The sequence below is a fragment of the Plantactinospora veratri genome, from assembly GCF_036421995.1.
GTDB classification, from domain to species: Bacteria; Actinomycetota; Actinomycetes; order Mycobacteriales; family Micromonosporaceae; genus Plantactinospora; species Plantactinospora veratri.
Window position 1 is genome coordinate 55,057 of sequence record NZ_JAZGQL010000006.1, and the last position, 23,288, is coordinate 78,344.

The 23,288-nt window shown below is 74.1% G+C and carries 21 protein-coding genes; 8 read left to right on the plus strand and 13 right to left on the minus strand.

Annotated elements, in window-relative coordinates; genetic code table 11:
- Window positions 1-60 precede the first annotated feature (60 nt).
- From V1634_RS09660 to V1634_RS09670, 3 genes are all read right to left on the minus strand, one after another.
- Window positions 61-2,187, minus strand: a complete 2,127-nt coding sequence (locus V1634_RS09660; RefSeq protein WP_331207420.1) for a HelD family protein — start codon at window positions 2,185-2,187, stop codon at window positions 61-63.
- A 150-nt stretch (window positions 2,188-2,337) separates the two neighbouring features.
- Window positions 2,338-3,342 carry an alpha/beta fold hydrolase gene (locus V1634_RS09665; protein ID WP_331207612.1) on the minus strand — a complete coding sequence of 335 codons (1,005 nt, stop codon included), beginning with the start codon at window positions 3,340-3,342 and terminating at the stop codon, window positions 2,338-2,340.
- A 305-nt stretch (window positions 3,343-3,647) separates the two neighbouring features.
- A complete protein-coding gene (locus V1634_RS09670; RefSeq protein WP_331207421.1) occupies window positions 3,648-3,977 on the minus strand; it encodes a hypothetical protein in 330 nt (109 codons plus the stop codon).
- A gap of 294 nt (window positions 3,978-4,271) precedes the next feature.
- Between V1634_RS09670 and V1634_RS09675 the strand changes: the two genes are divergently transcribed.
- From V1634_RS09675 to V1634_RS09690, 4 genes are all read left to right on the plus strand, one after another.
- Window positions 4,272-4,763 (plus strand): DUF3145 domain-containing protein, encoded by a 492-nt coding sequence (locus V1634_RS09675; RefSeq protein ID WP_107261790.1) that lies wholly within the window; start codon window positions 4,272-4,274, stop codon window positions 4,761-4,763.
- A 71-nt stretch (window positions 4,764-4,834) separates the two neighbouring features.
- On the plus strand, window positions 4,835-6,556 hold the full coding sequence (locus V1634_RS09680; protein WP_331207422.1) for a glycoside hydrolase family 3 protein: 1,722 nt from the start codon (window positions 4,835-4,837) through the stop codon (window positions 6,554-6,556).
- A gap of 94 nt (window positions 6,557-6,650) precedes the next feature.
- Window positions 6,651-7,748: a glycosyltransferase family 2 protein gene (locus V1634_RS09685; RefSeq protein WP_331207423.1), complete on the plus strand. Its 1,098-nt coding sequence runs from the start codon at window positions 6,651-6,653 to the stop codon at window positions 7,746-7,748.
- A complete protein-coding gene (locus tag V1634_RS09690; protein ID WP_331207424.1) occupies window positions 7,745-10,024 on the plus strand; it encodes a hypothetical protein in 2,280 nt (759 codons plus the stop codon). The genes V1634_RS09685 and V1634_RS09690 overlap by 4 nt, the downstream gene beginning before the upstream one ends.
- Window positions 10,025-10,042: 18 nt before the next feature.
- On the opposite strand, the gene V1634_RS09695 is transcribed toward V1634_RS09690, so the two are convergent.
- The 7 genes from V1634_RS09695 to V1634_RS09725 form a co-directional block, all read right to left on the minus strand.
- The gene (locus tag V1634_RS09695) at window positions 10,043-11,308 is read right to left on the minus strand and encodes a D-arabinono-1,4-lactone oxidase (RefSeq protein WP_331207425.1); all 1,266 of its coding nucleotides are present in this window, start codon (window positions 11,306-11,308) and stop codon (window positions 10,043-10,045) included.
- 8 nt (window positions 11,309-11,316) lie between these two features.
- Window positions 11,317-11,949, minus strand: a complete 633-nt coding sequence (locus V1634_RS09700; protein ID WP_331207426.1) for a class I SAM-dependent methyltransferase — start codon at window positions 11,947-11,949, stop codon at window positions 11,317-11,319.
- 121 nt (window positions 11,950-12,070) lie between these two features.
- Window positions 12,071-13,297 (minus strand): beta-ketoacyl-ACP synthase II, encoded by a 1,227-nt coding sequence (fabF, locus tag V1634_RS09705; RefSeq protein ID WP_331207427.1) that lies wholly within the window; start codon window positions 13,295-13,297, stop codon window positions 12,071-12,073.
- A 2-nt stretch (window positions 13,298-13,299) separates the two neighbouring features.
- Window positions 13,300-13,539 carry an acyl carrier protein gene (locus V1634_RS09710; RefSeq protein WP_107261778.1) on the minus strand — a complete coding sequence of 80 codons (240 nt, stop codon included), beginning with the start codon at window positions 13,537-13,539 and terminating at the stop codon, window positions 13,300-13,302.
- 135 nt (window positions 13,540-13,674) lie between these two features.
- On the minus strand, window positions 13,675-14,604 hold the full coding sequence (locus tag V1634_RS09715) for a beta-ketoacyl-ACP synthase III (protein WP_331207613.1): 930 nt from the start codon (window positions 14,602-14,604) through the stop codon (window positions 13,675-13,677).
- Between the two features lie 52 nt (window positions 14,605-14,656).
- The gene (locus V1634_RS09720) at window positions 14,657-15,832 is read right to left on the minus strand and encodes an acyltransferase domain-containing protein (RefSeq protein ID WP_331207428.1); all 1,176 of its coding nucleotides are present in this window, start codon (window positions 15,830-15,832) and stop codon (window positions 14,657-14,659) included.
- A gap of 133 nt (window positions 15,833-15,965) precedes the next feature.
- Complete coding sequence (locus tag V1634_RS09725; RefSeq protein ID WP_331207429.1) at window positions 15,966-17,186, minus strand: PucR family transcriptional regulator; 1,221 nt, start codon at window positions 17,184-17,186, stop codon at window positions 15,966-15,968.
- Window positions 17,187-17,245: 59 nt separating this feature from the next.
- Here V1634_RS09725 and V1634_RS09730 point away from each other — a divergent pair, with 59 nt between their 5' ends.
- A complete protein-coding gene (locus V1634_RS09730) occupies window positions 17,246-17,908 on the plus strand; it encodes a phosphatase PAP2 family protein (protein WP_331207430.1) in 663 nt (220 codons plus the stop codon).
- Between the two features lie 36 nt (window positions 17,909-17,944).
- Here the strand turns inward: V1634_RS09730 and V1634_RS09735 are convergent, their stop codons facing one another.
- Together V1634_RS09735 and V1634_RS09740 are read right to left on the minus strand one after the other, a co-directional pair.
- Window positions 17,945-18,598: a response regulator gene (locus V1634_RS09735; RefSeq protein ID WP_107264336.1), complete on the minus strand. Its 654-nt coding sequence runs from the start codon at window positions 18,596-18,598 to the stop codon at window positions 17,945-17,947.
- Complete coding sequence (locus tag V1634_RS09740) at window positions 18,595-20,034, minus strand: sensor histidine kinase (RefSeq protein ID WP_331207431.1); 1,440 nt, start codon at window positions 20,032-20,034, stop codon at window positions 18,595-18,597. The genes V1634_RS09735 and V1634_RS09740 overlap by 4 nt, the downstream gene beginning before the upstream one ends.
- A gap of 202 nt (window positions 20,035-20,236) precedes the next feature.
- Between V1634_RS09740 and V1634_RS09745 the strand changes: the two genes are divergently transcribed.
- Window positions 20,237-20,794 (plus strand): hypothetical protein, encoded by a 558-nt coding sequence (locus V1634_RS09745; protein WP_331207432.1) that lies wholly within the window; start codon window positions 20,237-20,239, stop codon window positions 20,792-20,794.
- 198 nt (window positions 20,795-20,992) lie between these two features.
- Complete coding sequence (locus tag V1634_RS09750; RefSeq protein ID WP_331207624.1) at window positions 20,993-21,676, plus strand: hypothetical protein; 684 nt, start codon at window positions 20,993-20,995, stop codon at window positions 21,674-21,676.
- Window positions 21,677-21,761: 85 nt separating this feature from the next.
- Here V1634_RS09750 and V1634_RS09755 read toward each other — a convergent pair whose 3' ends face one another.
- The gene (locus V1634_RS09755) at window positions 21,762-22,418 is read right to left on the minus strand and encodes a hypothetical protein (RefSeq protein WP_407951743.1); all 657 of its coding nucleotides are present in this window, start codon (window positions 22,416-22,418) and stop codon (window positions 21,762-21,764) included.
- Window positions 22,419-22,642: 224 nt separating this feature from the next.
- Here V1634_RS09755 and V1634_RS09760 point away from each other — a divergent pair, with 224 nt between their 5' ends.
- Window positions 22,643-23,269, plus strand: a complete 627-nt coding sequence (locus tag V1634_RS09760; protein ID WP_331207434.1) for a copper resistance CopC family protein — start codon at window positions 22,643-22,645, stop codon at window positions 23,267-23,269.
- Window positions 23,270-23,288: the final 19 nt, after the last annotated feature.

A 23,288-nucleotide genomic window follows, 5' to 3' on the forward strand; every position in this document is an offset into this window, starting at 1 on the left:
CTGCGGACGCGTTAGGCGGGGGCCCTTCTACGACAGAAAACGATAAGCGGGGGCCCTTCCTTACCGCTCGACCTCGACGGTGCTGAGACGCTGGGTGGCGCGGGAGAGTGCGACGTAGAGGGTGCGTACCCCGGCGGCCGAGTCGGCCCGGATCTCGGCCGGGCCGACCAGCACGACGCCGTCGTACTCCAGGCCCTTGGCCTGCATGGTGTCGACCACCGCCAGGCGCGGGTCGGCGGCCTGCTCCAGCCAGCCGGCGACCTCGGCCCGGCGGGTGACCGCGCTGATCACCCCGACCGTCCCCTCGACCTCGGCGAGCAGCTTCGCCGCCGCCTCCCGGACCGCGTCCGGCAGCTCGGCGGCCGGCACCACCAGCTCGACCGGTGCCACCCCGGTGGCCCGGACCGCGACCGGCAGCGGCAGGTCGGGGGAGACCTCGCGGATCACCCGGGCCGCCGCCGCGAAGATCTCCGCCGAGTTGCGGTAGTTGGTGGTGAGGGTGAACTCGTGCCGGGGGCGCCGGCCCAGCGCCTTGTCCTGGGCCCGGGTCAGCTCGGCCGGGTCACCGGTCCAGGCGCTCTGGGCCGGGTCGCCGACCACGGTCCAGGAGGCGAGCCGGCCCCGCCGGCCCAGCATCCGCCACTGCATCGGGGAGACGTCCTGGGACTCGTCGACCACCACGTGGGCGTACTCGCGGTAGTCCGCTCCCCGTTCGGCGGCGGCGTCCCGGCCGGCCCGGGCCGAGCGCTGCCGGTCCGCGTACGTGGTCACCTCGCGGACCCCGCCGGCCAACTGGTACGGGTCACGGTTGCGCCGGGCCGGGCGGGGCGGCCGGCCCAGCAGGTTGTCGAGTTCGTCGAGGAGTGCGACGTCGGCGACGGTCGGTCCCGCACTGCCCAGCGTCCGGTACGCCTCGGCGAGCAGCCGGATCTCGGCCCGGGACAGGATCCCGGCGGCGTACCGGCGCAGCCGTTCCGGGTCGGCCAGCCAGGGCAGTACGTGCCGGGGGTGCAGCCGGGGCCACCAGGCGCGCAGGAAGTCCCGGAACTCGGGGCGCTCGGCGATCTCGTCCTCGAAGCTGCGCTGGTCCGGCAGCCGGCCGACCCGCAACTCCTGGGCCTGTGCCCAGAGCGCGGCGAAGACGCCGTCGAAGCCGGCCCGGCGCACCTCGTTGCGGCGGGCGCCCGGCGGCAGCGCCCGGGTCCGGATCCGTTCCAGGTCGCTGCCGTTCAGCCGGAGCAGTTCGCCCCGGTAGAGCAGTCGCAGCTCGGTGGGGGCGTCCGGCACCTGGTCCCGGACCACCCGCTCCAGCACCCGACGCATTCGCAGCGAGCCCTTGACCGCGGCGACCTCCGCCGGGTCGGTGCGGGTCGCCGCCACCCCCTCGAAGAGCGAGCCGAGCGAGTGCAGGGTGGCGGCGTTCTCGCCGAGCGAGGGGAGTACCGAGGCGATGTAGTCGACGAAGACGGCGGACGGGCCGACCACCAGCACCCCGCCGCCGGCGAACCGGTTGCGGTCGGAGTAGAGCAGGTAGGCGGCCCGGTGCAGGGCAACCGCCGTCTTGCCGGTGCCGGGACCGCCGGAGACCACGGTCACCCCGCCGGCCGGGGAGCGGATCGCCTCGTCCTGCTCCCGCTGGATGGTGGCGACGATGTCCCGCATCTCCCGGCCGGTGGTCCGGGAGAGGTCGGCGAGCATGGCGCCGTCGCCGACCACCCGCATCCCGTCCGGCGCCGCCGCCGGGTCGAGCAGGTCGTCGGAGATCCGGGTCACCCGCTCGCCGCTGGAGGTGATCACCCGACGGCGTACGACTCCGCGCGGGTCGGCGGCGGTGGCCTGGTAGAACGCGGCGGCGGCCGGTGCCCGCCAGTCGATCACCAGCGGTTCGGCGTGCTCACCGCGTACGCCGAGGCGGCCGACGTGCAGCACCTGCCCGGTGTTCAGGTCCAGCCGGCCGAAGACCAGCCCCTCGTGTTCGGCGTCCAGGGTGTGCCGGCGCCGGGCGGCGTGGAAGACCATCGCGTCCCGTTCCACCAGCGCGCCGAAGTTGCCGACCCGGGCCAGTTGGTAGCCCTCCCGCTCGGCCAGTACGGCGGAGTGCCGCAACTGCGCCAGCCGGGCGTAGACCCGGTCCAGGTGGCGCTGTTCGGCTTCGATCTCCTGCCGCAGCGTGGTGTTGTCGGTCAACGCGTCTGCTCCCGGAGATCGATCTGCGGCGACGTCGCCGTCCGGCACCGGAGTCCGGGCGGCCGCGCGCCGAATTGCCAGGAAGCGAGGGTACGCCGTGCCGGCGCGGCCCGGCTCGGCCACGCCAGTCGCGCAGCGGCCGGATTCGGCTCAGGGACAGGGTGCGCCGCGTCCGGCGCCGACCCGTCTGGGCTGTTCGAGGATGGCGGCGGTCCGCCTCGGCCGGCTGGCGCGGGTCGCCTTCCGGGTGATCTTCGTCGCGGTCCGGACCCGGTCGACGACCGAGCGCAGCGCGGCGGTGACCTCCTCGGGCCGTTCCAGCATCAGCATGTGGCCGGCGCCGGGGCAGACGGTGAGTTCGGCCGAGGGGAGGGCCTCGCTGATCGACACCGTGCAGGGCGGCGGGGTGAGCCGGTCGCGGTCCCCGACCAGGGCCGCCGCCGGCAGGTCGCCGAGGGTGGCGAGCGTGTCCAGCCGTCGCTGCGCCCCGATGGACGACCGGAAACCGCCGATCGAGACGAGCGAGGCCCGGGCCACCGCCGAGGTGGTGAGCCGGATGTCGGCCGGGTCGCAGGCGTCGCCGAAGAGCAGCCAGCGCAGGGTGGGGCGGAGCGCGTGCAGCAGGGGTGGCGGGGTGCGCAGGCCGCCGCACCGGGCCAGCAGGCCGGCGCAGGTGGTCTCGGCGAGCCGGATCAGCCGGGCCAGTGGGGTCGGTACGCCGTACCCGGTGTGCGCGTGTCCCTCGGCGGTGGTGGCGACGAAGACGACTCCGGCGACCCGGCGGGCGAAGTCGGCGGGGTGCCGGTGGGCGTACTCCATCACCGTCATGCCGCCCATCGAGTGCCCGGCCAGCACCACCGGCCCGGTCGGCGCGACCTGGGCGAGTACCTCGGCCAGGTCGTCACCGAGTTGGTCGAGGGTGGCCGAGGGGAGCGTGGTCGGGCCGGACCGGCCGTGCCCGCGCGCGTCGTAGCAGACCACCCGGACGGCGTCGCCGTACGTCTCGCGCAGCGCGGCCGACTGCCGGTGCCAGGTACGCCCGTCCAGGGTCCAGCCGTGCAGCAGCACCACGGTCAGCGGGGCGGTGTCCGGACCCGAGACGTCGACGTGCAGTCGTACGCCGTCGGTGAGCCGTACCGAGGCCGGGTGGGGCATGGTCACCTCCGCATCGGGCCGGTAGCCGTACCGGTTGGTAACAATTGTGCCCGGTGCGGCGCTCCGGCTGCGGGTGGCGCCGACGGGTCCGGCCGGCGCGGCGCCCACGTCCGCGGACTGCCGGAACGCGTCGCTGCGTCGGTGGATACCCGCGCGCCGTCCCGGCGAATCATCCGGACCGGACGTGAGGTCGCCGACCCGGAAGATCGACCGGCGGGACGGCCGGCGCAGATGCGAACGCCCCGACGCGGATGATCCGGGTCGGGGCGTTACGGGTCGTGCGACTGGTTCTGTGCCGGTGCGGCTCAGGCCTCGAAGACGCCGGCCTCGACCAGGCGCTTCTCGGTGGTGTCCCAGCCGTCGGCCGGGTAGGTGGCGGCCAGGTTGTTCAGCTCGGCCCGGATCTTGATGGCGTGGCCGGCACCGGCCAACGTCCGGATCTCCTCGACGAAAGCCTCGGAGTCGGTGCGCAGGTGCGAGGTCTTGCCGTTGGTCAGGTTCCGCACGTAGGCGTGCTTGCCGCCGTTGAGCGGGATGAGGTACTTGAACTCGCCGAGCACGCTCAGGGCACCACCCTGGCCTGCCTGGCCGGCACGGACGGATGCGCGCGCGGTCTTGGAGGTGTTGCTCGCCACGGAGGGACTCCTTGAAGACGTACGGGAGGACTGGAAGTCCGGGAGGGACAGGGCTGTGCGACAGACGCCAGCGGGCAAATTTTACACGACACCGGTGATGGCCGGACGGCTACCGCCGCTGACGTGCGGTCCAACTACCGTCACCGGTACGGCTATTCCCCCCGGGCAGTTTCGTGAATCCCTGGCGTACCATCCGTCACAACCGTCATCATGTGTTCCAGCAATCGCACAGGTGATCAGCCGCCGAGGCCGAGGTCGTAGGGGAAGACGCACCTCGCTCTCCGGGAGGTCACCGTGCCAACGCGTGGCGTCGTATACGTCCACTCGACCCCACTCGCCGTGTGCCAGCACGTCGAGTGGGCGATCGCGCGCGTCCTTACCGCGCCGGTCACCCTGCACTGGACGGCCCAGCCGGTCGATCCGGGCGCCCGTCGGGCGGAGTGCGGGTGGTCCGGCCGGCCGGGGACCGGCGCGGAGCTGGCGGCTGCCCTGAGACAGTGGCCCATGATCCGCTTCGAGGTCACCGAGGAGCCGAGTCCCGGCGTCGACGGTGAGCGGTTCATGTACGTCCCCGGCCGGGGGCTCTTCCGGGCCACCGCCGGCGCGGCCGGCGACATCCAGCTCGGCGAGGACCGGCTGCGGTCGATCATGGAGTCGGCCCGGGCGCCGGAGGCGCTCGCGCACGCCCTCGACAAGGCGATGGGCACCGCCTGGGACGCCGAACTCGAGCCCTACCGGTACGCCGGGGACGGTGCCCCGGTCACCCTGCTCACCCGGGTCGGCTGAGCGACGGCCGGCCGTTCCCGGGGCCGATGGTCAAGTTGCCCGGCCGGGGACGGGCTGGTGGGATAGCGGGCGTGTCGACTCCCCTCCGGCGCGCTCTGGTCGTGCTTCCCCTCGTCACCGCCTTGATCGTCTCCGGCTGCGCCGGCTCGCGGCAGCCCGGGGCGGCCCCCGCGCCCGCCTCGCCGTCAACGGCGCCGAGCAGCACCGCCCCGACGGCCGCGCCGGACCCGGCGGCCCGGGCCGCCCAACTGGTCGGCACCCTCGCCGACGAGGACCTGGTCGGCCAGGTGCTGATGCCGTACGCCTACGGCAACTCCGCGACCAAGGTGTCGGGCGGCTCGGCGGCCGGCAACCGGAAGCTGGCCGGAGTCGAGACCCCGGCCGAGATGATCGCCAAGTACCGGCTGGGCGGGCTGATCCTGGTCGGCTTCTCCGCCGACGACCCGACCAGCGACACCCAGCCGACCACCAACGTCGACAACCCGGCCCAGGTACGCGAGCTGACCGCCGGGCTACAGGCCGCGGCCGGAAAACTGCCGGCCGGTGCCGCCGGGGCGCTGATCGGCATCGACCAGGAGTTCGGCGTGGTCACCCGGATCTCCGAAGGGGTGACCAACCTGCCCAGCCCGATGGCGTTCGGCGCGGCCGGTGACCCGGCGCTCACCGAGTCGGCCTGGCGGGCCGCCGGCACCGAACTCGCCGCCCTCGGGGTCAACGTCGACTTCGCGCCCAGCGCCGACGTACTGGAGGCGAACAGCAAGGTGATCGGCTCCCGCTCGTACGGGTCGGATCCGAAGGCCGCCGGGGTGCAGGTCGGCGCCGCCGTACGCGGATTGCAGGGCGCGGGCGTCGCGGCCACCCTGAAGCACTTCCCGGGGCACGGCCAGACCGCCGCCGACTCCCACAAGGGCCTGCCGGTGGTCACCGCCGACCGGAAGAAGCTGGAGTCGGTCGCCCTGCCGCCGTTCTCGGCCGGGATCGCCGCCGGAGCCTGGCTGGTGATGGCCGGGCACCTCGACGTGCGGGCGGTCGACCCGGAGGTGCCGGCCACCTTCTCCCGCAAACTCCTCACCGACGTGCTGCGCGGACAGCTCGGCTTCACCGGTGTGCTGGTGACCGACGCGATGGACATGGCGGCGGTGGCGAAGCAGCCGCCCGGGACGACCGCGGTCCGCGCGCTGAACGCCGGCAACGACCTGGTGCTGATGCCGCCGAACGTGACCGAGGCGTACAACGGGGTGCTGGCGGCGCTGCGGGACGGCTCGCTGCCCCGGGCCCGGCTGGTCGAGGCGGTGACCCGGGTGTTGACGCTGAAGTTCCGGCTGGCCGGGCAGCCCCGGCCGGAGATGGGCACGCTGAACAGCGCCGCACACCAGGAGGCGGCACGCCGGGCGGCGGCCTCGTCGATCACCATGCTGCGCGGAAGCTGCCGCGGGCCGCTGGTGACCGGGCCGGTGACGGTGACCGCGGCGAGCGGCCGGGAGGGGAGCCGGGACCGGCTCGGCAGGGCGCTGGCCGCCGCCGGGGTCAGGGTGACACCCTCCGGCGGGGCCGTGGTGCACCTCGTCGGGTACGGCGACACCGCCGCCGACCTGCGCGGGAACGCGGCCGTGACGGTGGCGATGGACACCCCGTACCTGCTCGGCCGGGCCGACTCCAAGGTGCTGCTGGCGACGTACTCGTCGAACTCGGCCTCGCTGACCGCGCTCGCCGAGGTGCTCGCCGGCCGGACCCGACCGACCGGGCGCTCCCCGGTGCCGGTGGGCGGCCTGCCCCGGACGAGTTGCTCCTGACCTGGCCGCTCCGCCCGCCGCTGGTGAGATCGGTCACTGGGCCGGCTGGTAGCGTTCGGCTGTCCGGTGATCTGGAAACGGGGGTGTACGCACGGTGACGAGCCGGGAGCCGACCCTCTCCGTGGTCGTGCCGATCTACAACGAGGAGAGCGTCCTCCCGTTGCTGGTCGAACGGCTGCGGCCGGTCCTCGACGGGCTCGGCGAGCCGTACGAGGTGGTCGCCGTCGACGACGGCAGCAGCGACGCCACCCCGGTGATCCTGGTCGGGATGCGGCGCGGCTGGCCACAACTGCGGGTCATCCGGCTGCGCCGCAACAGCGGCCACCAGGCGGCGTTGATCGCCGGCCTGTTCCGCGCCCGGGGGCACTACGTCGCCAGCATCGACGCCGACCTCCAGGACCCGCCGGAGGTGCTGGTCGAGATGCTGCGGCTGGCCCTTGCCGAGGGACTGGACATCGTCTACGGAGTACGCGGCGACCGCTCCACCGACACCATGTTCAAGCGGTACACCGCCGGCATCTACTACCGGCTGGTCCGCCGGCTGGTCGGCAACGCCGTACCGGCCCAGGCGGGTGACTTCCGGCTGCTCAGCCGGGCCACCGTCGAGGCACTGCGCGAGCTGCCCGAACGCCGCCCGGTGCTCCGGCTGGTGGTGCCCTGGCTCGGTTTTCCCAGCGGCGAGGTGAGCTACATCCGCGAGGCGCGGGCGGCCGGCCGCACCAAGTACTCGCTGTCGCGGATGGTCCGGCTCGCCACCGACAGCATCATCAGCTTCTCCGAGGCGCCGCTGCGGGTGGCGACCTGGCTCGGTGCCGGCGGCATGCTGCTCTGCCTGCTCATGGTGGTCTTCGCGGTCGTCATGTACTTCCGCGACTCGACCGTCACCGGCTGGGCCTCGCTCTACGTCGCGGTGCTCTTCCTCGGCGCCGTCCAGTTGCTCTGCCTCGGGCTGCTCGGCGAGTACATCGCCCGGATCTACGCGGCGGTGCAGGGCAGGCCGGCCTACTTCATCGGCTCCGACACCGCCGACGGGCCGGCTGCGGCGACCGAGGTGCCGGCCGGTCCGCCGTCCCCCGCCTCCGACGACCACGTCCCGGCCGCACCGGCCGCGCGGGATGCCGCCGAAGAGCACCCGGCCGCGCGGGACGCCGCAGGCCCGGCCAGCCGCAACGGCGTGCGGGTGGTCCGGTGACCGCTACCGAAGCGGCGGTGGCGGCCTCCTCCGCCCCGGCCGCACCGCCGCGCCGGACCGCGCTGCTGCGCTGGGCGCCGCTGCTGGCCGGCGCCGGCCACTTCGCCGTGGTGCTGCTGGCCGCCGACACCGACCCGGTCGACATCGCCCGGTACGCCGGCTACCTGCTGCTGGCCCTGATCCTCCCCGGCACCCTGGTCTACCGGGCGCTGCGCCGCCGGCCGCACACCCTGGTCGAGGACGTGGCGATGGGCGCCGCCGTCGGGCTGGTGCTCGAACTGCCCGCCTGGGCGCTGTGCGCCTGGCTCGGTCTCGCCGGCTGGCTCTGGACCTGGCCGGCGGCGATCGTCGCGCTCTTCCTGGCCGTGCCCCGGCTGCGCCGGCACTGGCTGGTCCGGGACTACCGGCCCACCCCGGTCGGCTGGTCGTGGTCGGTGGCGGGTGCGGTGGCCTTCTTCACCACCTATCTCTCCAGCACCTTCCTGGAACGCAACCCGGTGCTGCCCACCTCGGAGCAGACCCACCAGTACCTGGACCTGGCCTACCAGCTCTCGCTGGCGGGCGAGGCGAAGCACCAGTTCCCGATCCACCTGCCCCAGGTCGCTGCCGAACCCCTCGACTACCACTGGTTCGGCTATGTGCACATGGCCGCGACCAGCCTGATCGGCGGGATCGACCTGCCGGTGGTGGCGCTGCGGCTGACCATCCCGGCGCTCTGCGCGGCGGCGATCGTGCTCACCGCGGTGCTGGGCTGGCGGGTCAGCGGCCGGCCGGCGGTCGGTGCCGTCGCCGCGGTGCTCTTCTTCGTGATCGGCGAGACCAACTTCACCGACCCGGTGACGATGCCGTTCGGCACCCAGGCGTCGTTCGTGATCTGGCACGGCATGTCGATGATCTACAGCTGGGTACTGTTGATCGCGCTGATCGCCGTCCTCGCCGACGTGGTGGACCGGCGCCCGGACCGGCCGGTCGCGGCGATCGGCCGGGGCGCGTTCGTGCTCGCCCCGCTGCTGATGCTCGCCTCCAGCGGGGCGAAGGCCAGCTCGCTGCCGGTGGTCGGGCTGGCGCTGGCGTTCACCGCGGTCGCGCTGCTGGTCGCCACCCGACGGATCCCGTGGGCGGTGGTCGGGGCCGGGCTGGGCACCGCCGCCGCGCAGCTCTTCGCCACCGCCGTGCTCTACCGGTTCAAGGCGTACGGGATCGAGGTCGATCCGCTGGCCAGCAGCCTGGAGCCGTACTGGACACCGCCGCCGGAGGGCTGGCCCGTCCCGCTGGCGGTACTCGCCGTGGTCGCCGCCTTCGCGGTGAACATGCAGCTCCGGGTGGTGGGCATCGGGCCGCTGCTCTGGCTGCGCCGGGGCCGGCTCGAACCGGTGCAGTGGTTCCTGCTCGGCGGTGCGCTGGCCGGCCCGCTGCTCTACCTGCTGCTGCGCCAGCCCGGCGGGGCGAACCAGTACTTCACCCGGGCCGGCTTCACCTTCGCGGTGGTCCTCTCCGCCTGGGGATACCTGATGGTCGCCGACCGGGCCCGGCTGACCCGGCGCTCCGGCACCGTACTCGGGCTCTGCGCGCTCGCCCTGGCCGCCGCGCTGGTCGCGCTCCAGTTCCGGTACGCCGGCCCGGCCGCCGGGGAGACCATGTTCGACTGGCTGCGACCGTTGCTCTGGTGGTCGGCCGGGCTCGCCGTGCTGGCGGTGATCGCCGTCGGGATCTGGCTACCGGCCAGCCTCGGCATCGCCGCGCTGCACCGGCGGGGCGCGATCGCGCTGCTCACCGCCGTCCTGGTGGTCGGGGCACCCGGACTGCTGATGGACATGCGCAAGTCGGAACGCTCCCCGAACGGCGGCGCGTACGCCAACATCGCGCTGCCGAAGAGCCGGGTCGACGCCGCCCGCTGGGCCCGGGACCACAGCGAACCCGGCGACGTGCTGGCGACCAACGTGCACTGCCTGGCGGTGGTGAACGGCTGGTGCGACGCCCGCTCGTTCTGGCTCAGCGCGTACGCCGAGCGCCGGGTGCTCGTCGAGGGCTGGGGGTTCGCGCCCCGGGTGGCGTCGTCGGGGGCGTACACCCCGTTCTGGGATCAGGAGCTGTTGCGGCGCAACGACGCGGCGTTCACCGAGCCGACCGAGGCCGGGCTGCGGGAGTTGCGGGACCGGCACGCCGTGCGGTGGCTGGTGGTGGACCGGACCGTCGGGGTGGAGTCTCCGGAGTTGGCCCGGCTGGCCCGGCTGCGCTACGAGAACGACCGGATGGCGGTCTACCAGCTCCGCTGAGCTGTGCCGCGCCCGGGTTCAGCCGGCGGCGGGGAAGTAGCGGTCCAGCATCTCGTTGCGGAACTTGCCGCTCGGGTCGTAGCGGCGGGCCAGCTTGGCGAAGTCGGCGTACCGGTCGTAGCGGTCGCGGAGCTGCTCCGGCGGGGTGACGAAGAGCTTGCCCCAGTGCGGCCGGGGCGCGTACGGCGCGAGCCGTTCCTCGATCGCCGCCAGCACCGGCAACACCGCTTCGGTCTCCTTGACCCAGGTGAAGTGCAGCGCGGCGCTGTCCCGCCGGTGGCTCGGGCTCAGCCACAGCTCGTCGGCGGCGATGGTGCGGATCTCCGAGATCTGGAGTACGGCGGCGATCCGGTCGGCGATGCCGTCCAGGGCGGCCATCGCCGCGCCGAGGTGCTCGCGCGGCACGAAGTATTCCGACTGGAGTTCCTCGCCGCTGCTCGGGGTGAACTCGAGCCGGAAGTGCGGCAGCCGGGCGTGCCACGGCCCCGGCACGCCGAGCTGCTCGGTGCAGTGCACCGCCGACATCCCGGGTACCGGGTGCCGGGGCTCGGCCGCCAGCGTGCCGCCGTACCAGTGCGGCTCGGCGGCGCCACCGTCGGCGCCGTCCACCCGGCGCTTGCGCCACACCTGGTTGATCCGGGGACCCGTCCAGTCGGTGAAGAGGCTGACGCTGTAGCCGCCGCCGAGGATCTCGGCGGCATGCGCGTCGAGCTGGTCGCGGGGCAGGTCGTCGTAGACGTACTGGGCGATCTCGAAGGCCGGGACGAGATCGAGGGTGAGCCGGGTGACCACGCCGAGCGCGCCGAGCCCGACCACGGCGCCGAGGAAGTCGTCGTCGCCCCGGCGCAGCGTCAGCAGGTCGCCGTCGGCGGTGACCAGTTCCAGCGCGGCGACGGCGGTGGCCAGGTTGCCGTTGCCCGGTCCGGAGCCGTGCGTGCCGGTGGCGCAGGCGCCGGCCACCGAGATGTGCGGCAGCGAGCCGAGGTTGTGCAGCGCGAAGCCGGCCCGGTCCAGCTCGCCGACGAGGTCGCCGTAGCGCAGCGCCGCCGAGACGGTGACGGTGCCGGCCGCCCGGTCGATCTCCAGCACCGGCGGCAGGCCGGCGACCGAGACGAGGTCGCCGGTGGTGTCGGCGATCCGGTTGAAGGAGTGCCCGGTGCCGAGGGCGCGGATCCGGTCGCTGCCGGCGACCAGCGACCGCAGTTCGGTGAGCGAGTTCGGCCGGTGCAGCCGGCCGGCCCGGAAGTCGACGTTGCCGGCCCAGTTGCGCAGCGGGGTGGTCATCGCGGCCGTCAGCCGGCGTCGGGGACGAGTGCCGGGGTCCGCATCCGCATCATCCAGTGGCTGGTCGGTATCCGGGTGGCGTCGTCCACGACCTCGCCGTCGACGTCCGCGAAGGTCTCCCGGCCGAGCGCCACGAACGCCTCCGGGGTGCGGACGTACTCGCCACGGTCGTTCTTCGACATCCACCGCGAGATGGGATGCTGCCCCGGCACCAGGGTGGGGTCGACGGCGATCACCCGGCCGCCCGGGGCGAGCGCCTTGGCGGAGACCCGCAAGAGGTGCCGGCATTCGTCGTCGGAGAGGTGGTGCAGCAGCCCGAGCAGCAGGATCGCGTTGGCCGGCGGAATCTGGGCCAGGTGCTGCTCGCCGAAGACCTCGCAGCGGAACTCGACCTGGTCACCGCCCCAGCGCTTGCGGGCGTGCGCGATGTATTTCTCGCTGGTGTCGAAGCCGTAGTAGCGGACCTTCGGCAGTCGCCCGAAGTAGTAGGCCGGGCCGCAGCCGACGTCGATGATGGTGTCGCCGTCGACCAGGGCCAGCTCGTCGAGGCAGCGGTAGCGGAGCCGGTCCGCGCCGAGGCCCTTCTGTAGGGCCACGTAGAGCGCCTCGTGCCCGAGCAACCCCTTCAACGCCGCCAGCATCCGCGCCTCTCCTCGGCTCGCCGTGCTGTGAGAGTCCCGCCCGCCGCACCCGGTGGTGCGGCGGGCGCCAGAACGACCGAAAATCTACCACCGCCCGCCGTACCGGAGGTCGGGCGGACGGTCAGGCCCGGGCGAAGACGAGGACGGCGTTGTGCCCGCCGAACCCGAACCCGTTGTTCAGGGCCGCCGGAATGTCCATGTGCCGGGCCTTGTGTGCGGCGACGTCCAGGTCGAGGGCGTCGTCGGGGTCGTCGAGGTTGATCGTCGGCGGGATCACCCCGTCCCGGATGGACAGGATGGTGGCGATCGACTCCAGCGCGCCCGCGGCGCCCAGCAGGTGCCCGGTCATCGACTTGGTGGCGGTCAGCACCGGGTGGGTGCCGAGCGCGGAGCGCAGCGCGACGATCTCGGCGATGTCACCGACCGGGGTGGAGGTGGCGTGCGCGTTGACGTGCACGATGTCGGAGCGGTCGATCCCGGCGTCGGCGATCGCCATGTTGATGGCCCGGATGACGCCGCGTCCCTCGGGGTGCGGCTGCACGATGTCGTAGCCGTCGGAGGTGAGCGCGGCGCCGGCCAGCCGGGCGTAGACCCGGGCACCGCGCGCGGCGGCGTGGTCGGCCCGCTCCAGCACCACCGCGCCGGACCCCTCACCGAGTACGAAGCCGTCCCGGCCCTTGTCCCAGGGGCGGGACGCGCGCTCCGGGTCGTCGTTGCGGGTCGACATCGCCCGCATCGAGGCGAACCCGGCGATCGGCAGCGGGTGTACCACCGCCTCGGTACCGCCGGCCAGCACCACGTCGGCGCGCCCGGAGCGGATCATGTCGAGGCCGAGCGCGATCGCCTCGGCCCCGGTGGCGCAGGCACTGGCCACCGAGTGCACGCCCGCCTGCGCACCCAGCTCCAGCCCGACCCAGGCGGCCGGGCCGTTCGGCATCAGCATCGGGACCGTGTGCGGGGAGACCCGCCGTGGCCCGGACGCCTCCAGGATGTCGTCCTGGGCGAGCAGGGTCTGCGCGCCGCCGATGCCGGAGCCGACGCTCACCGCGAGCCGCTCCGGGTCCGGCGGGGAGTCGGCGAGGCCGGCGTCCGCCCACGCCTCGTGCGCGGCGATCAGCGCGATCGCCTCCGACCGGTCGAGCCGGCGCAGCTTGACCCGATCCAGTTTCTCGGTCGGTTCGACCGCGAGCTGGGCGGCGATGCGTACCGGAAGCTGCCCGGCCCACTCCTGGGTGAGCGGACCCACCCCGGAGCGGCCTGCCAGCATGGCTTCCCAGGTCGACGCGACGTCCCCGCCGAGCGGGGTCGTCGCGCCGAGCCCGGTGACGACGACGTCGGGACGAGTCATGATCAGGACTGTGCCTCGATGTAGGCGACGGCGTCGCCGACGGTCTTGAGGTTCTGGACGTCGTTGTCCGGGATCTTGACGCCGAACTTCTCCTCGGCGGCCACCACGACCTCGACCATGGAGAGCGAGTCGACGTCGAGGTCGTCGGTGAACGACTTCTCCTCGGCGACGTCGTCCGGGCTCACCCCGGCGACCTCTTCGAGAATCTCGGCGAGGCCGGCGGTGATCTCGTCACGGGTCATTGTGGTTCTTTCCTCTCCATGGATGGATATCTGCGGTGGCGGCGGATCCGTCCGCCGCCGCTGGTCAGCGTTCGACCGGTTGATGGTGCTGGGCCAGGGGCGGCGGGTGTGCCGCCCCGGGTCCGGAGCATCCGGTCAGGGGCACCGGACGACCTGCCCGGCGTAGGTGAGGCCGCCGCCGAAGCCGAACAGCAGTACGGGGGCGCCGGAGGGCACCTCCCGGCGTTCGACCAGCTTGGAGAGGGCCAGCGGCACGCTCGCCGCCGAGGTGTTGCCGGACTCGACGATGTCCTTGGCGATGACCGCCTGCGGCATGTCGAGCCGCTTCGCGATGCCCTCGATGATCCGCAGGTTGGCCTGGTGCGGCACGAACGCGGCGATTTCCGACGGGGCGACGCCGGCCCGTTCGCACGCCTTCAGGGCGAGCGGGGCGAGCGCGGTGGTGGCCCAGCGGAAGACCGACTGCCCCTCCTGCTGGATGTACGGCCGCCAGCCCTCGATCCGGACCGCGTCGCTGCGCTCCGGGACCGAGCCCCAGACGACCGGTCCGATGCCGTCCGGCTCGCCCTCCCCGGTGGCGGTGAGTACCGCGGCACCGGCGGCGTCGCCGAAGAGGATGCAGGTCGACCGGTCGGTCCAGTCGACGAAGTCGGAGAGCTTTTCCGCGCCGATCACGATGGCGTTGCGGGAGGCGCCGGCCCGCAGTGCGTGGTCGACGGTGCCGAGCGCGTAGGAGAAGCCGGAGCAGGCGGTGTTGAGGTCGAACGCGCCCGGGGCGTCGATGCCGAGCTTGGCGGCGACCCGGCAGGCGGTGTTCGGGCTGCGGTCCACGGCCGAGCAGGTGGCCACCACGACGAGGTCGATGTCGGAGGCGGCCAGCCCCGAGTTGGCCAGCGCCTTGTCGGCCGCGGCGGCGGCCATGTCGGCGACGGTCTCCGTGTCGGCGATCCGCCGGGTGGCGATGCCGACCCGCTCGCGGATCCAGGTGTCGTTGGTGTCGACGATCTGGGCTAGGTCGTCGTTGCTGAGCACCCGGGACGGCTGGTAGTGGCCGAGCGCGATCATCCTGCTCACCGGGTCACCGCCAAGCGGTGGCCCGGGGTCTCCCGGTGGCCGGTCATGAAAGCTGTCCTCCGATGCGGGCGAGGGGCTGGCCCGGGGCGACCGGGTCGTCGTGGTGGGCGAGCCATTCGGTGAGCACGCCGGAGCCGTGCGCGGTGACCTCCACCGCGCCCTGCCGGGTGGTGACGTGGCCGACGACCTGCCCGGACTCGATGGTGGCGCCCTCGGCGAGGTCCTCGGCCGGAGTGAAGGTGCCGGCGGTGCCGGCCACCACCACCCGGAACCGCGCGGCCGGCGCGGGCCGGGACGGTGTGCCGTGCCGGGCGATCAGGTCGCGGGCCGCGGCCAGGTCGCCCGGGGTGTTCAGGGTGACGATCTCGGGAACCTGCCCGGTGCCCTTGAGTTCCCGCTTGATCAGCCCGGCCAGGGTGCCGGCCGGGGGCAGTTCGATCACCGCGGTGACGCCGAGGTCGACGAGGCGGCGGATGCAGAGGTCCCAGCGGACCGGGGCGGTCACCTGGCGTACCAGGCGTTGCCGCAGCTCCCGGCCGTGGCCGACGGCGGCGCCGTCGGCGTTGGAGAGCAGGATCCGGGTCGGGTCGGCCGGTACGATCCCGGCGGCGACGGCGGCGAGGGCCCGCTCGGCCGGTGCCATGTACGGGGTGTGGAAGGCTCCGGCCACCTTGAGGGCGATCACCTTGGTGCCGGCGGGCGGGTTGGCGGCGAACTTGGCCAGCCGGTCGACCGCGCCGGCCACCACGAGCTGGCCGGCGCCGTTGAAGTTGGCCGGGTACAGATCGTGTGCCGCCAGTGCCTCCAGTACCTCGTCCGGGTCGCCGCCCATCACCGCGGACATTCCGGTCGGTTCGAGCGCACAGGCGGCGGCCATCTCCCGGCCCCGTACGCCGGCCAGGGTGACCGCCGCCTCCTGGCTCAGTACGCCGGCCAGTGCCGCCGCGGCGAGTTCACCGACGCTGTGCCCGGCGGTGACGCTCACGTCGTGCATCGGAAGCTGTTCGGCGGCGAGCAGGGCGGCGGCGACCAGCAGCGGCTGGGTCCGGGCGGTGTCGCGGATCTCCTCGGCGTCGCCCTCGGTGCCGAGCCGGACGAGGTCGACGCCGGCCAGGGCGGACCACCAGCGCAGCCGTGCCTCGGTGCCGGGCAGGTCGAGCCACGGAGTCAGGAAGCCGGGCTTCTGGGAACCCTGGCCGGGTGAGAGTACGGCAAGCACGCCTACGACTCTCCTGGATCAAGCGCCCCGGCGTGGTTGCCGTGATGTACCAATCCACACTACGACCTTTGTGAAGACCCTACAAAAATCCATGGCGGTCACGGGCTTCTCGTTCCGTCTGTCCCAAACGGGGTTAGTGTCCCGGCCCAGGTCCGACCGGGGCGGCCGGGTCGAGTCGTCCGATCGTCAGCGCCATCCGCAACGCGAAGGCGTCCCGGGCGGTCAGCGGGGAGAATCCCGTCACATCCGCGACCCGGCGCAGCCGGTACCGGACGGTGTTCGGGTGCACGAAGAGGGTCCGGGCGGCGCTCTCCAGTACCCCGTTGGCGGCGAAGAACGCGTCCAGGGTCTCCAGCAGTTCGCCGCCGGCCCGGACCAGCGCCGCGTAGACGTCCTGGCGCAGCGCCCGCCGGGCCTCCGGGTCACCGGCGAGGGCCCGCTCGGGGAGCAGGTCGGCGGCGGCCACCGGGCGGGGTGCGGCCGGCCAGGCCGGTGCGGCCCGGAAGCCGGCCAGCGCCGCCCGGGCTGAGTCGGTCGCCGCGTCCAGGCTCGGTACCGCCGGCCCGACCACCACCGGGCCGGGGCCGAAGCCGGCGAGCATCTTCGCGGTGGCGGCCAGCGGGTCGGTCGCGCCGCCGAGCACCAGCACGAGCCGGTCCCCGTGCACCCCGCCGATCATCTCCAGGCCGAGTCGCCGGGTGACCCGGTAGATGGTGTGCAGCACGGCGGCGACCTCGCCGCCCGGGGAGCGGCCCACCGCCACCGCCACCGGTGGGGCGTCCGTCCAGCCCAGTGCTGCCGCCCGGCTGGCCAGCACGTCGGGGGAGTCGCCCCGGAGCAGCGCGTCCACCAGCAGCGCCTGGAGCCGGGCGTCCCAGGAGCCGCGCGACTCGGCGGCCCGCGCGTAGACCCGGGCGGCCGCGAAGGCGATCTCCCGGGAGAACTTGAGCACCGCCTCGTGCAGCAGCCGCTCCTCGCCCGGCGCCGCCAGGTGCGGCACCTGCTCCTCCACCACGTCGATGGTCACCTTGATCAGGGCCACCGTCTGCTGGAGGCTGATCGACCGGGCCAGCGCCCGGGGCGCGGCGGCGAAGACCTCGTCGGGGCTGTCCGCCAGGGCGTCGGCCCCGCCGGGGCCGTCGGCGGCCGGTCGCGACCGCAGCCACTCGACCAGGGACCGGACGCCGGCCTGGGCGACCAGCATCACCCAGGACCGCTGCTCGGCCGGCAGGTCGCGGAACCAGGGCAGGGTCTCGTCCATCCGGGTGACACTGGCGCTGGCCAGCGTGCCCGCCGCCCGCTCGATCCGGCGCAGCGTGGCCGCCAGTTCGCCGTCACCCGCCTCGCTCGCCATCGGCCCAGCGTGCCACGCGGAACTCCGAAGGCCGCCACCGGCCGTGGCATCATGTCCCGATGGTCGCCCGCCCGCCGCTGGTCGTCCCGCTGCTCGCGCTCGCCGGCTTCCTGGCGCTGCTCGCCCTGACCGTGGCCGGCTGGGCGCCGCTGGACCGCTTCGACGCCGCCGTCAGCGACGCCTTCCGGGGGTACGGCGACGCCAGCCCCCGCACCGTCGACGTGTTGCGGGTCGCCACCGACGTGGCCGCCACGGTGCCGTTCCTGGTCGCCGGCCTGGCCGTCACGGTGGGACTGGCGGCCCGGGGCGGGCGTCGGCCGGCCGCGTTCTGTGCCGTGGTGACGGTGCTGATCCCGGTGCTCTGGGGGCTGATGCACTGGCTGGTGCACCACCCCCGGCCGGAGAACGGCTTCGTCGTGATCAGCAGCAACGGGTTTCCGAGCGGGCACACCAGCAACGCGGCGGCGGCGGCGCTGGTGGCCGTACTCCTGCTCTGGTCCCGGCTCGGCGGTCCGGCCCGGGCGCTCACCGTCGGGCTGGCCGTGGCCTTCGCGGCCTTCGTCGGGCTGACCCGGGTCGCCCTGCTGGCGCACTGGCCGACCGACGTGCTCGGCGGTTGGCTCCTCGCGCTCGCCGTCGTCCCGCTGGCCGCCCGGGCGGTGCGGCGCCCGGCCGGCACCGCGCGGGTGCCCGCATCCCACCGGGACCGGGCCGTCCGGTAGCCCGGCGGCAGCCCGGCCGGCGGCGGTCCGGCCGGGTCAGGGCGGTGGCGGCAGGGCCAGCTCCTGGGCGAGGATCGCCGCCTGTACCCGGCTGCGCAGGCCGAGCTTGCCGAGGATCCGGCTCACGTGCGTCTTGGTGGTGCTCTCCGCCATCGTCAACCGCTCGGCGATCTGCTGGTTGGACAGCCCGAGGCCGAGACAGGCCAGCACGTCCCGTTCCCGTGGCGTCAGGTCGGCCAACGCCGCCCGGGCGGTCGCCGGGGTGGCCGGCACGGCGGCGGCGAAGGCGCTGATCAACCGACGGGTCACCGCCGGTGCGATGATCCCCTCGCCCCGGGCGACGGTACGCACCGCGTCGACCAGTCCGGTGGCGTCGGTGTCCTTGAGCAGGAACCCGGACGCGCCGGCCCGGAGCGCGCCGAAGACGTACTCGTCGAGGTCGAACGTGGTCAGCACGAGGACGTCGGCGAGCCGCTCGGCGACGATCTCCCCGGTCGCCGAGACACCGTCGAGCCGGGGCATCCGGACGTCCAGCACCGCCACGTCCGGCCTGAGCCGCCGGCAGAGCGCCACCGCCTCCTCGCCGTCGGCCGCCTCGCCGACCACCTCCAGCCCGGGCGTACCGGCGAGGATCAGCACCAGGCCGGCCCGCACCGCGTCTTGGTCGTCGGCGACCACCACCCGGATCATCCGCCCCGCCCCGGCTCCGTCAGCGGTCCCCGGTCGGGGAAGTCGGCGTTCGGCAGTTCCGCGTGTACCCGCCAGTTCGTTCCGCGCGGTCCGGCCTCGAACCGGCCGCCGAGCAGGGCGGCCCGCTCCCGCATCCCGATCAGGCCGGCGCCCGCCCCGGGCAGCCCGGCCCCGGCCGCGACGCCGGTACCCCGGGGCTCGCCGGAGCGGGCGAGCGGGTTCACGATGGTGAGGTTGACCGAGCGGCGCTCGTGGCAGATGGTCAGGGTGGTCTGCCCGGCGCCGTGCTTGAGCGCGTTGGTCAGCGACTCCTGGACGATCCGGTACGCGGCCAGGTCCACGCCGACCGGCAGCGGGCGTACCTCGCCGGTCGTCTCGAACCGTACCGGGAGGCCGGCGTCCCGGGCCTGGCCGACCAGCCGGTCCACCTCGGCGAGCCGGGCCCGGACCGGACCGTCGACCGTCCCCAGCCGGGCCGGTTCGGTGCCGGGGCGGCCGCCCCGGGCCGATACTCCGGTCGACTCCGCGCCGGCACCGGACCGGGCATCCGAGGCGGAAGTCCCGCCCTCGCCCGGTGCGGGGTCCGGGGTGGCCGGCCGGCTCGGGTCGTGCCCGGGCGGACCAGGCCCGGCCCCGGTCGGAAGCGGGGCCGAGCCGGGGGCGGCCGGTTCCCGGAGCAGGCCGATCATCTGCCGCATCTCGGCGAGCCCCTGCACGCTGTTCTCCCGGATCACCCGCAGCGCCTGGTCGAGCTGTGCCCGGTCCAGCCCGGAGACCGAGAGCGCCGCGGTGGCGTGGATGGCGACCGCGCTCAGGTGGTTGGCGATCACGTCGTGCAGTTCCCGGGCCATCCGGCTCCGTTCCGCCGCCACCGCCTGGCGCCGGTCGAGTTCGGCCAGCCGGGCGGTCTGCTCGGCCCGGGCGCGTTCGGCGGCGGCCTGGTCGCGGTACTGCCGGACGCCGATCCCGCTGACCACCGGCAGTACGCCGATCAGCACCACCGGAATCGCCAGCCCGATGCCCTGCCAGGCCGGGGTGGCCAGGAAGACCCCGACCAGCGCGGCGACCCCGGTCAGCGCCAGGTTGGCCTGGAGCAGCCGGCGCCAGAGCCGCGCCGACCCGTAGACGCAGGAGTCGAAGAGCACCTGGGTGTAGACCAGCGTGGTGGCCAGCGACGATCCGTGCAGCAGGTCGACGACGATGGCGACGGTGCCCAGCGCCAGCCCGAGCCGGGTCGCCACCCGGCGCAGCGCCACGGCGAGGCAGGTCACGGCGAGGAGGCCGACGGTGAGTCCCGGCGGGGCGTCCAGCAGGCCGGGGTTGAGCGGGTGGTAGACCCCGAGCGCCATCATCAGCAGCCCGCCGGCCAGCGACGCGGACGCCAGCGCGATGTCCCGGGACAGGGACCCGCGTTCCAGGCGCAGCCGTGCGGTCATGCCCCGATCCCATCACACCGGCCGGCCGTTCCCGTCGGCCCCGACGACGAGCCGGCGCCGGCCGGGGTCCGTCGAAGGGTGTACGCGTACCTCTTTCGGCGGACCCGGATCTCGGTATCGGTACCGAGGCCGCGGCCCCTCGCGCTGCCGAGACTGGTGACAGTGACCGGGCGGCGGCCGGGTGAGGATCGGGGGGTACGGCATGCTGGCAGTGATCGCCGCGGGCGAGATCGGGTTCTGGGTACTGCTCGGTGCCGGCCTGATCGCGCGCTATCCGCTCCGGATGCCCCGGCTCGGCGCGCTGCTGCTGCTCGGTACGCCGTTGATCGATCTTGTGATCCTGGTCGCCACCGTACTGGACCTGCGCGCCGGTGCCACGGCGAACTTCACGCACGGGCTCGCGGCGGCGTACCTCGGTTTCTCGGTCGCCTTCGGGCACAGCATGATCCGCTGGGCCGACCAGCGGTTCGCGCACCGGTTCGCGGGTGGGCCGCCGCCGTGGAAGCCGCCCAGCGGCGGCTGGGCCCGGGCCCGCTACGAGTGGCGGGAGTGGGGCAAGGGGCTGCTCGGCTGGGCCATCGCCTGCGGCCTGCTCGGCCTCGGCATCCTCATGGTCGGCGACCTGGACCGTACCGCCGAGCTGCTGGCCTGGATCGTCCGGCTGAGTGTGGCGATGGTGATCTGGCTCGTCGCCTTTCCGGTCTGGGCGACCGTCTTTCCCAAGCCCGCCGCGCCGGAGTCACCGCGGGCCGGAGGTTAACCGGTTCGTGACCTGGATCTTCCACACCAGCGGAATGCAGCAGTTTCTCGCCACGGCAACGTCGAACTCGTCGTCGGGGACCAGTACGGTGACAAGGTCCCGGTGATGCGCTTTCCCGCACTGGCTCACCGTCAACCGCGTGGGTGCCGCGCGCCGGGGCGACCGCCCACCCGGCGGCGAGTGTGTGAGGAGGCCTGGATGGCGCATGACGCCGAGCGTGGCTGTTCGGAGGACGAGCAGGACTCGCTGCTTGGCGATCGTGGGCCGCTGCCCCCGCTCGGCCCGGTCGGCCGGTTCCGCTGGGTCTGTGGTGCCAGTGCGGGGCTGCCGGCGAGCCCGCTCGACGCGACGCCCAACCGGCCGGGTGCCGAGCCGGTCGATCGGCTGTCGGGCGCCGAGCCGGTCGACCCGCCCGGTGCGGCCCGCCCGGCGGCGGCGCGGACCGGAGCGCGTCCGGCCGGAGCGGCGGCAGCGGACGAGCAGGTCGGGATGGCGCGGCCGGGCCAGCCGGGGGAGGGCGCCGTGCTGGCTTCCGACGCCGGTGGCTCGGAGCGCGCCCCGACCGACCCCGGTCGGCTGGGCGACCGGTCGAGGCTGGTTCCCCGGCCCCGCCCCGGCGAGCCGGACGGCGACGACCAAGCCCGGCCCGACGGCGACGACCAAGCCCGGCCCGACGGCGACGACCAGGGCCGGCCGGCTGCTGCCACCACCGGGCCGGGTGAGCCGGACGGGGCACCGGGCACGTCGCCCGAGCCGGCGAGCCGGCGTACGCCGGGCTGTCAGACCGATCTGCCGGGCTGGGCCGGGGCGCACCGGCACGGGGCCGTACGCCCGTCGCGGCGCTCCGTCCGGCGTGACCGCCCGCCACGCCGCTGGTGCTGAACCCCGCTGCCGCTGCCGCTGGACCCTGCCGCTGCTGTCGCTGAGACCCCGTGCGGGGAAGTGCCCGGGCCGCCGGCCGCTCGGGTCAGCGGGTGCGGCGCCGGACCAGCAGCGCGATGCCGGCGAGCCCCAGCGTGATGGCGAGCAGCACGGCGCCGTTGAGCAGCATCAGCTGCCGCAGCTCGCCGAGCAGCCGGTCGACGTCCTTGCCGGTGCCGATCGCGTCGTCGGGGATCACCCGCTCGCCGCCGCCGATGCCGCCACCGTGCAGGCTGGTGACGTTCTGTTCGGGCAGTGGCGCACCGGCCGCCAGGAGGGCCTCCGCCATGGTCAGCCGGCCGAAGAACCAGGCCGCGCCGGGGCGGCTCTTGTCCGGCTGCCGGGCGGGCCGGTACACCCGGGGCCCGCCCTTGGCCAGCGGGTAGAGGTCGTACGACTGCTGCGCGGCGTCGCCGACGTGCACCACCATGGTGTATTTCGGACCCAGGTCGGCGGCCTTCAGCCCACCGGTGTTGCCGGGGCCCGTCTTCAGGAAGCCCACCTGGTCGAGGAGCGCGGCGAAGAGTTCGGGCTTGCCCTGGGCCCGGATGGTCACCGGGGTCGACAGGTCCTTGCCGGTGATCACCACCGACGTCGGTCTGGCCGGCTTCGCCTGGGCGGCGCCCGCGATTCCGAGCCAACTCGCCGCCGCGATCAACAACGTGGCCACGCCGACAAGTCGACGACTCACCCCTCCGGCCATCGCCGACCTCCTCGCCCCGTCTCGATGGTGGCCATGATGCAGGTCACGCGCTGGTTGGTCGGTGGCGTGCACGACACTGTCCGGGATGGACCTGTCGTACTCACTACAAAGACTCCGCAGAACGCCGCTCGGTTGCACCTGGACGAGCGGTTATTTGGAACTATCTGCGATCTAGGGTCGACTAAGTGACGAGCCAATGATCAGTTGTGCGAAATCGTAGCGGGATGGAGGCGATCATGGGGGCCCGGGTCACCCGTGTCGGGACACTGGTGCTGAGCGTCGTGGTGGTGGCGCTCAGCGTACTGCTGCCGGCCGGTCCCGCCGCCGCGCACAACTCGCTGACCAGCAGCGATCCCCGTAACGGAGCCCGGCTCGGCAAGGCGCCGGCCACCGTACGGCTGACCTTCCTGAACAAACTCGATCCCACCACCACGAGGGTCACGGTGACCGGCCCGGACAACGTCGACGCGGCGGCGGGAAAGCCGGCCTTCTCCGGCCCCCGGGTGGCCGTGCCGGTCCGGCCGGGGGCCGCCGGGCTCTACATCGTCCGCTACCAGGTCGCCTCCGGCGACGGGCACCCGGTCAAGGGTGAGGTCCGGTTCACCCTCACCGTGGGCGCCACCCCGACCGCCTCGCCCTCGGCAGCCGTGCCCACCGCGACCCCTCCGGCCAGTTCCGCACCGGCCGCGCCGCCGTCGCCGGCCGAGGCCGGGCCGCTGACCCCGGCCGCCGACTCGTCGGGTCCCGGGTGGTGGCCCTGGCTCGCCGGTGCCGTACTGGCGCTGGCCGCGCTGGCCGGCGCGGTGCTGCTCCGCCGCCGGCGTCCGGGACGCCCGGGCTCGGCGAACTGAGACCTGCGTCGGTCAGACC

What these genes read in the sequence shown, in the direction of transcription:
- V1634_RS09725 (WP_331207429.1), bottom strand. Translation starts at nt 17,186, where the DNA reads ATGGCGAGCGAGGCGGGTGACGGCGAACTGGCGGCCACGCTGCGCCGG.
- V1634_RS09695 (WP_331207425.1), bottom strand. Translation starts at nt 11,308, where the DNA reads ATGACCACCCCGCTGCGCAACTGGGCCGGCAACGTCGACTTCCGGGCC.
- V1634_RS09755 (WP_407951743.1), bottom strand. Translation starts at nt 22,418, where the DNA reads ATGGCCGGAGGGGTGAGTCGTCGACTTGTCGGCGTGGCCACGTTGTTG.
- V1634_RS09715 (WP_331207613.1), bottom strand. Translation starts at nt 14,604, where the DNA reads ATGATCGCGCTCGGCCACTACCAGCCGTCCCGGGTGCTCAGCAACGAC.
- V1634_RS09735 (WP_107264336.1), bottom strand. Translation starts at nt 18,598, where the DNA reads ATGATCCGGGTGGTGGTCGCCGACGACCAAGACGCGGTGCGGGCCGGC.
- V1634_RS09730 (WP_331207430.1), top strand. Translation starts at nt 17,246, where the DNA reads ATGGTCGCCCGCCCGCCGCTGGTCGTCCCGCTGCTCGCGCTCGCCGGC.
- V1634_RS09760 (WP_331207434.1), top strand. Translation starts at nt 22,643, where the DNA reads ATGGAGGCGATCATGGGGGCCCGGGTCACCCGTGTCGGGACACTGGTG.
- V1634_RS09745 (WP_331207432.1), top strand. Translation starts at nt 20,237, where the DNA reads ATGCTGGCAGTGATCGCCGCGGGCGAGATCGGGTTCTGGGTACTGCTC.
- V1634_RS09700 (WP_331207426.1), bottom strand. Translation starts at nt 11,949, where the DNA reads ATGCTGGCGGCGTTGAAGGGGTTGCTCGGGCACGAGGCGCTCTACGTG.
- V1634_RS09740 (WP_331207431.1), bottom strand. Translation starts at nt 20,034, where the DNA reads ATGACCGCACGGCTGCGCCTGGAACGCGGGTCCCTGTCCCGGGACATC.
- fabF (WP_331207427.1), bottom strand. Translation starts at nt 13,297, where the DNA reads ATGACTCGTCCCGACGTCGTCGTCACCGGGCTCGGCGCGACGACCCCG.
- V1634_RS09710 (WP_107261778.1), bottom strand. Translation starts at nt 13,539, where the DNA reads ATGACCCGTGACGAGATCACCGCCGGCCTCGCCGAGATTCTCGAAGAG.
- V1634_RS09750 (WP_331207624.1), top strand. Translation starts at nt 20,993, where the DNA reads ATGGCGCATGACGCCGAGCGTGGCTGTTCGGAGGACGAGCAGGACTCG.
- V1634_RS09665 (WP_331207612.1), bottom strand. Translation starts at nt 3,342, where the DNA reads ATGCCCCACCCGGCCTCGGTACGGCTCACCGACGGCGTACGACTGCAC.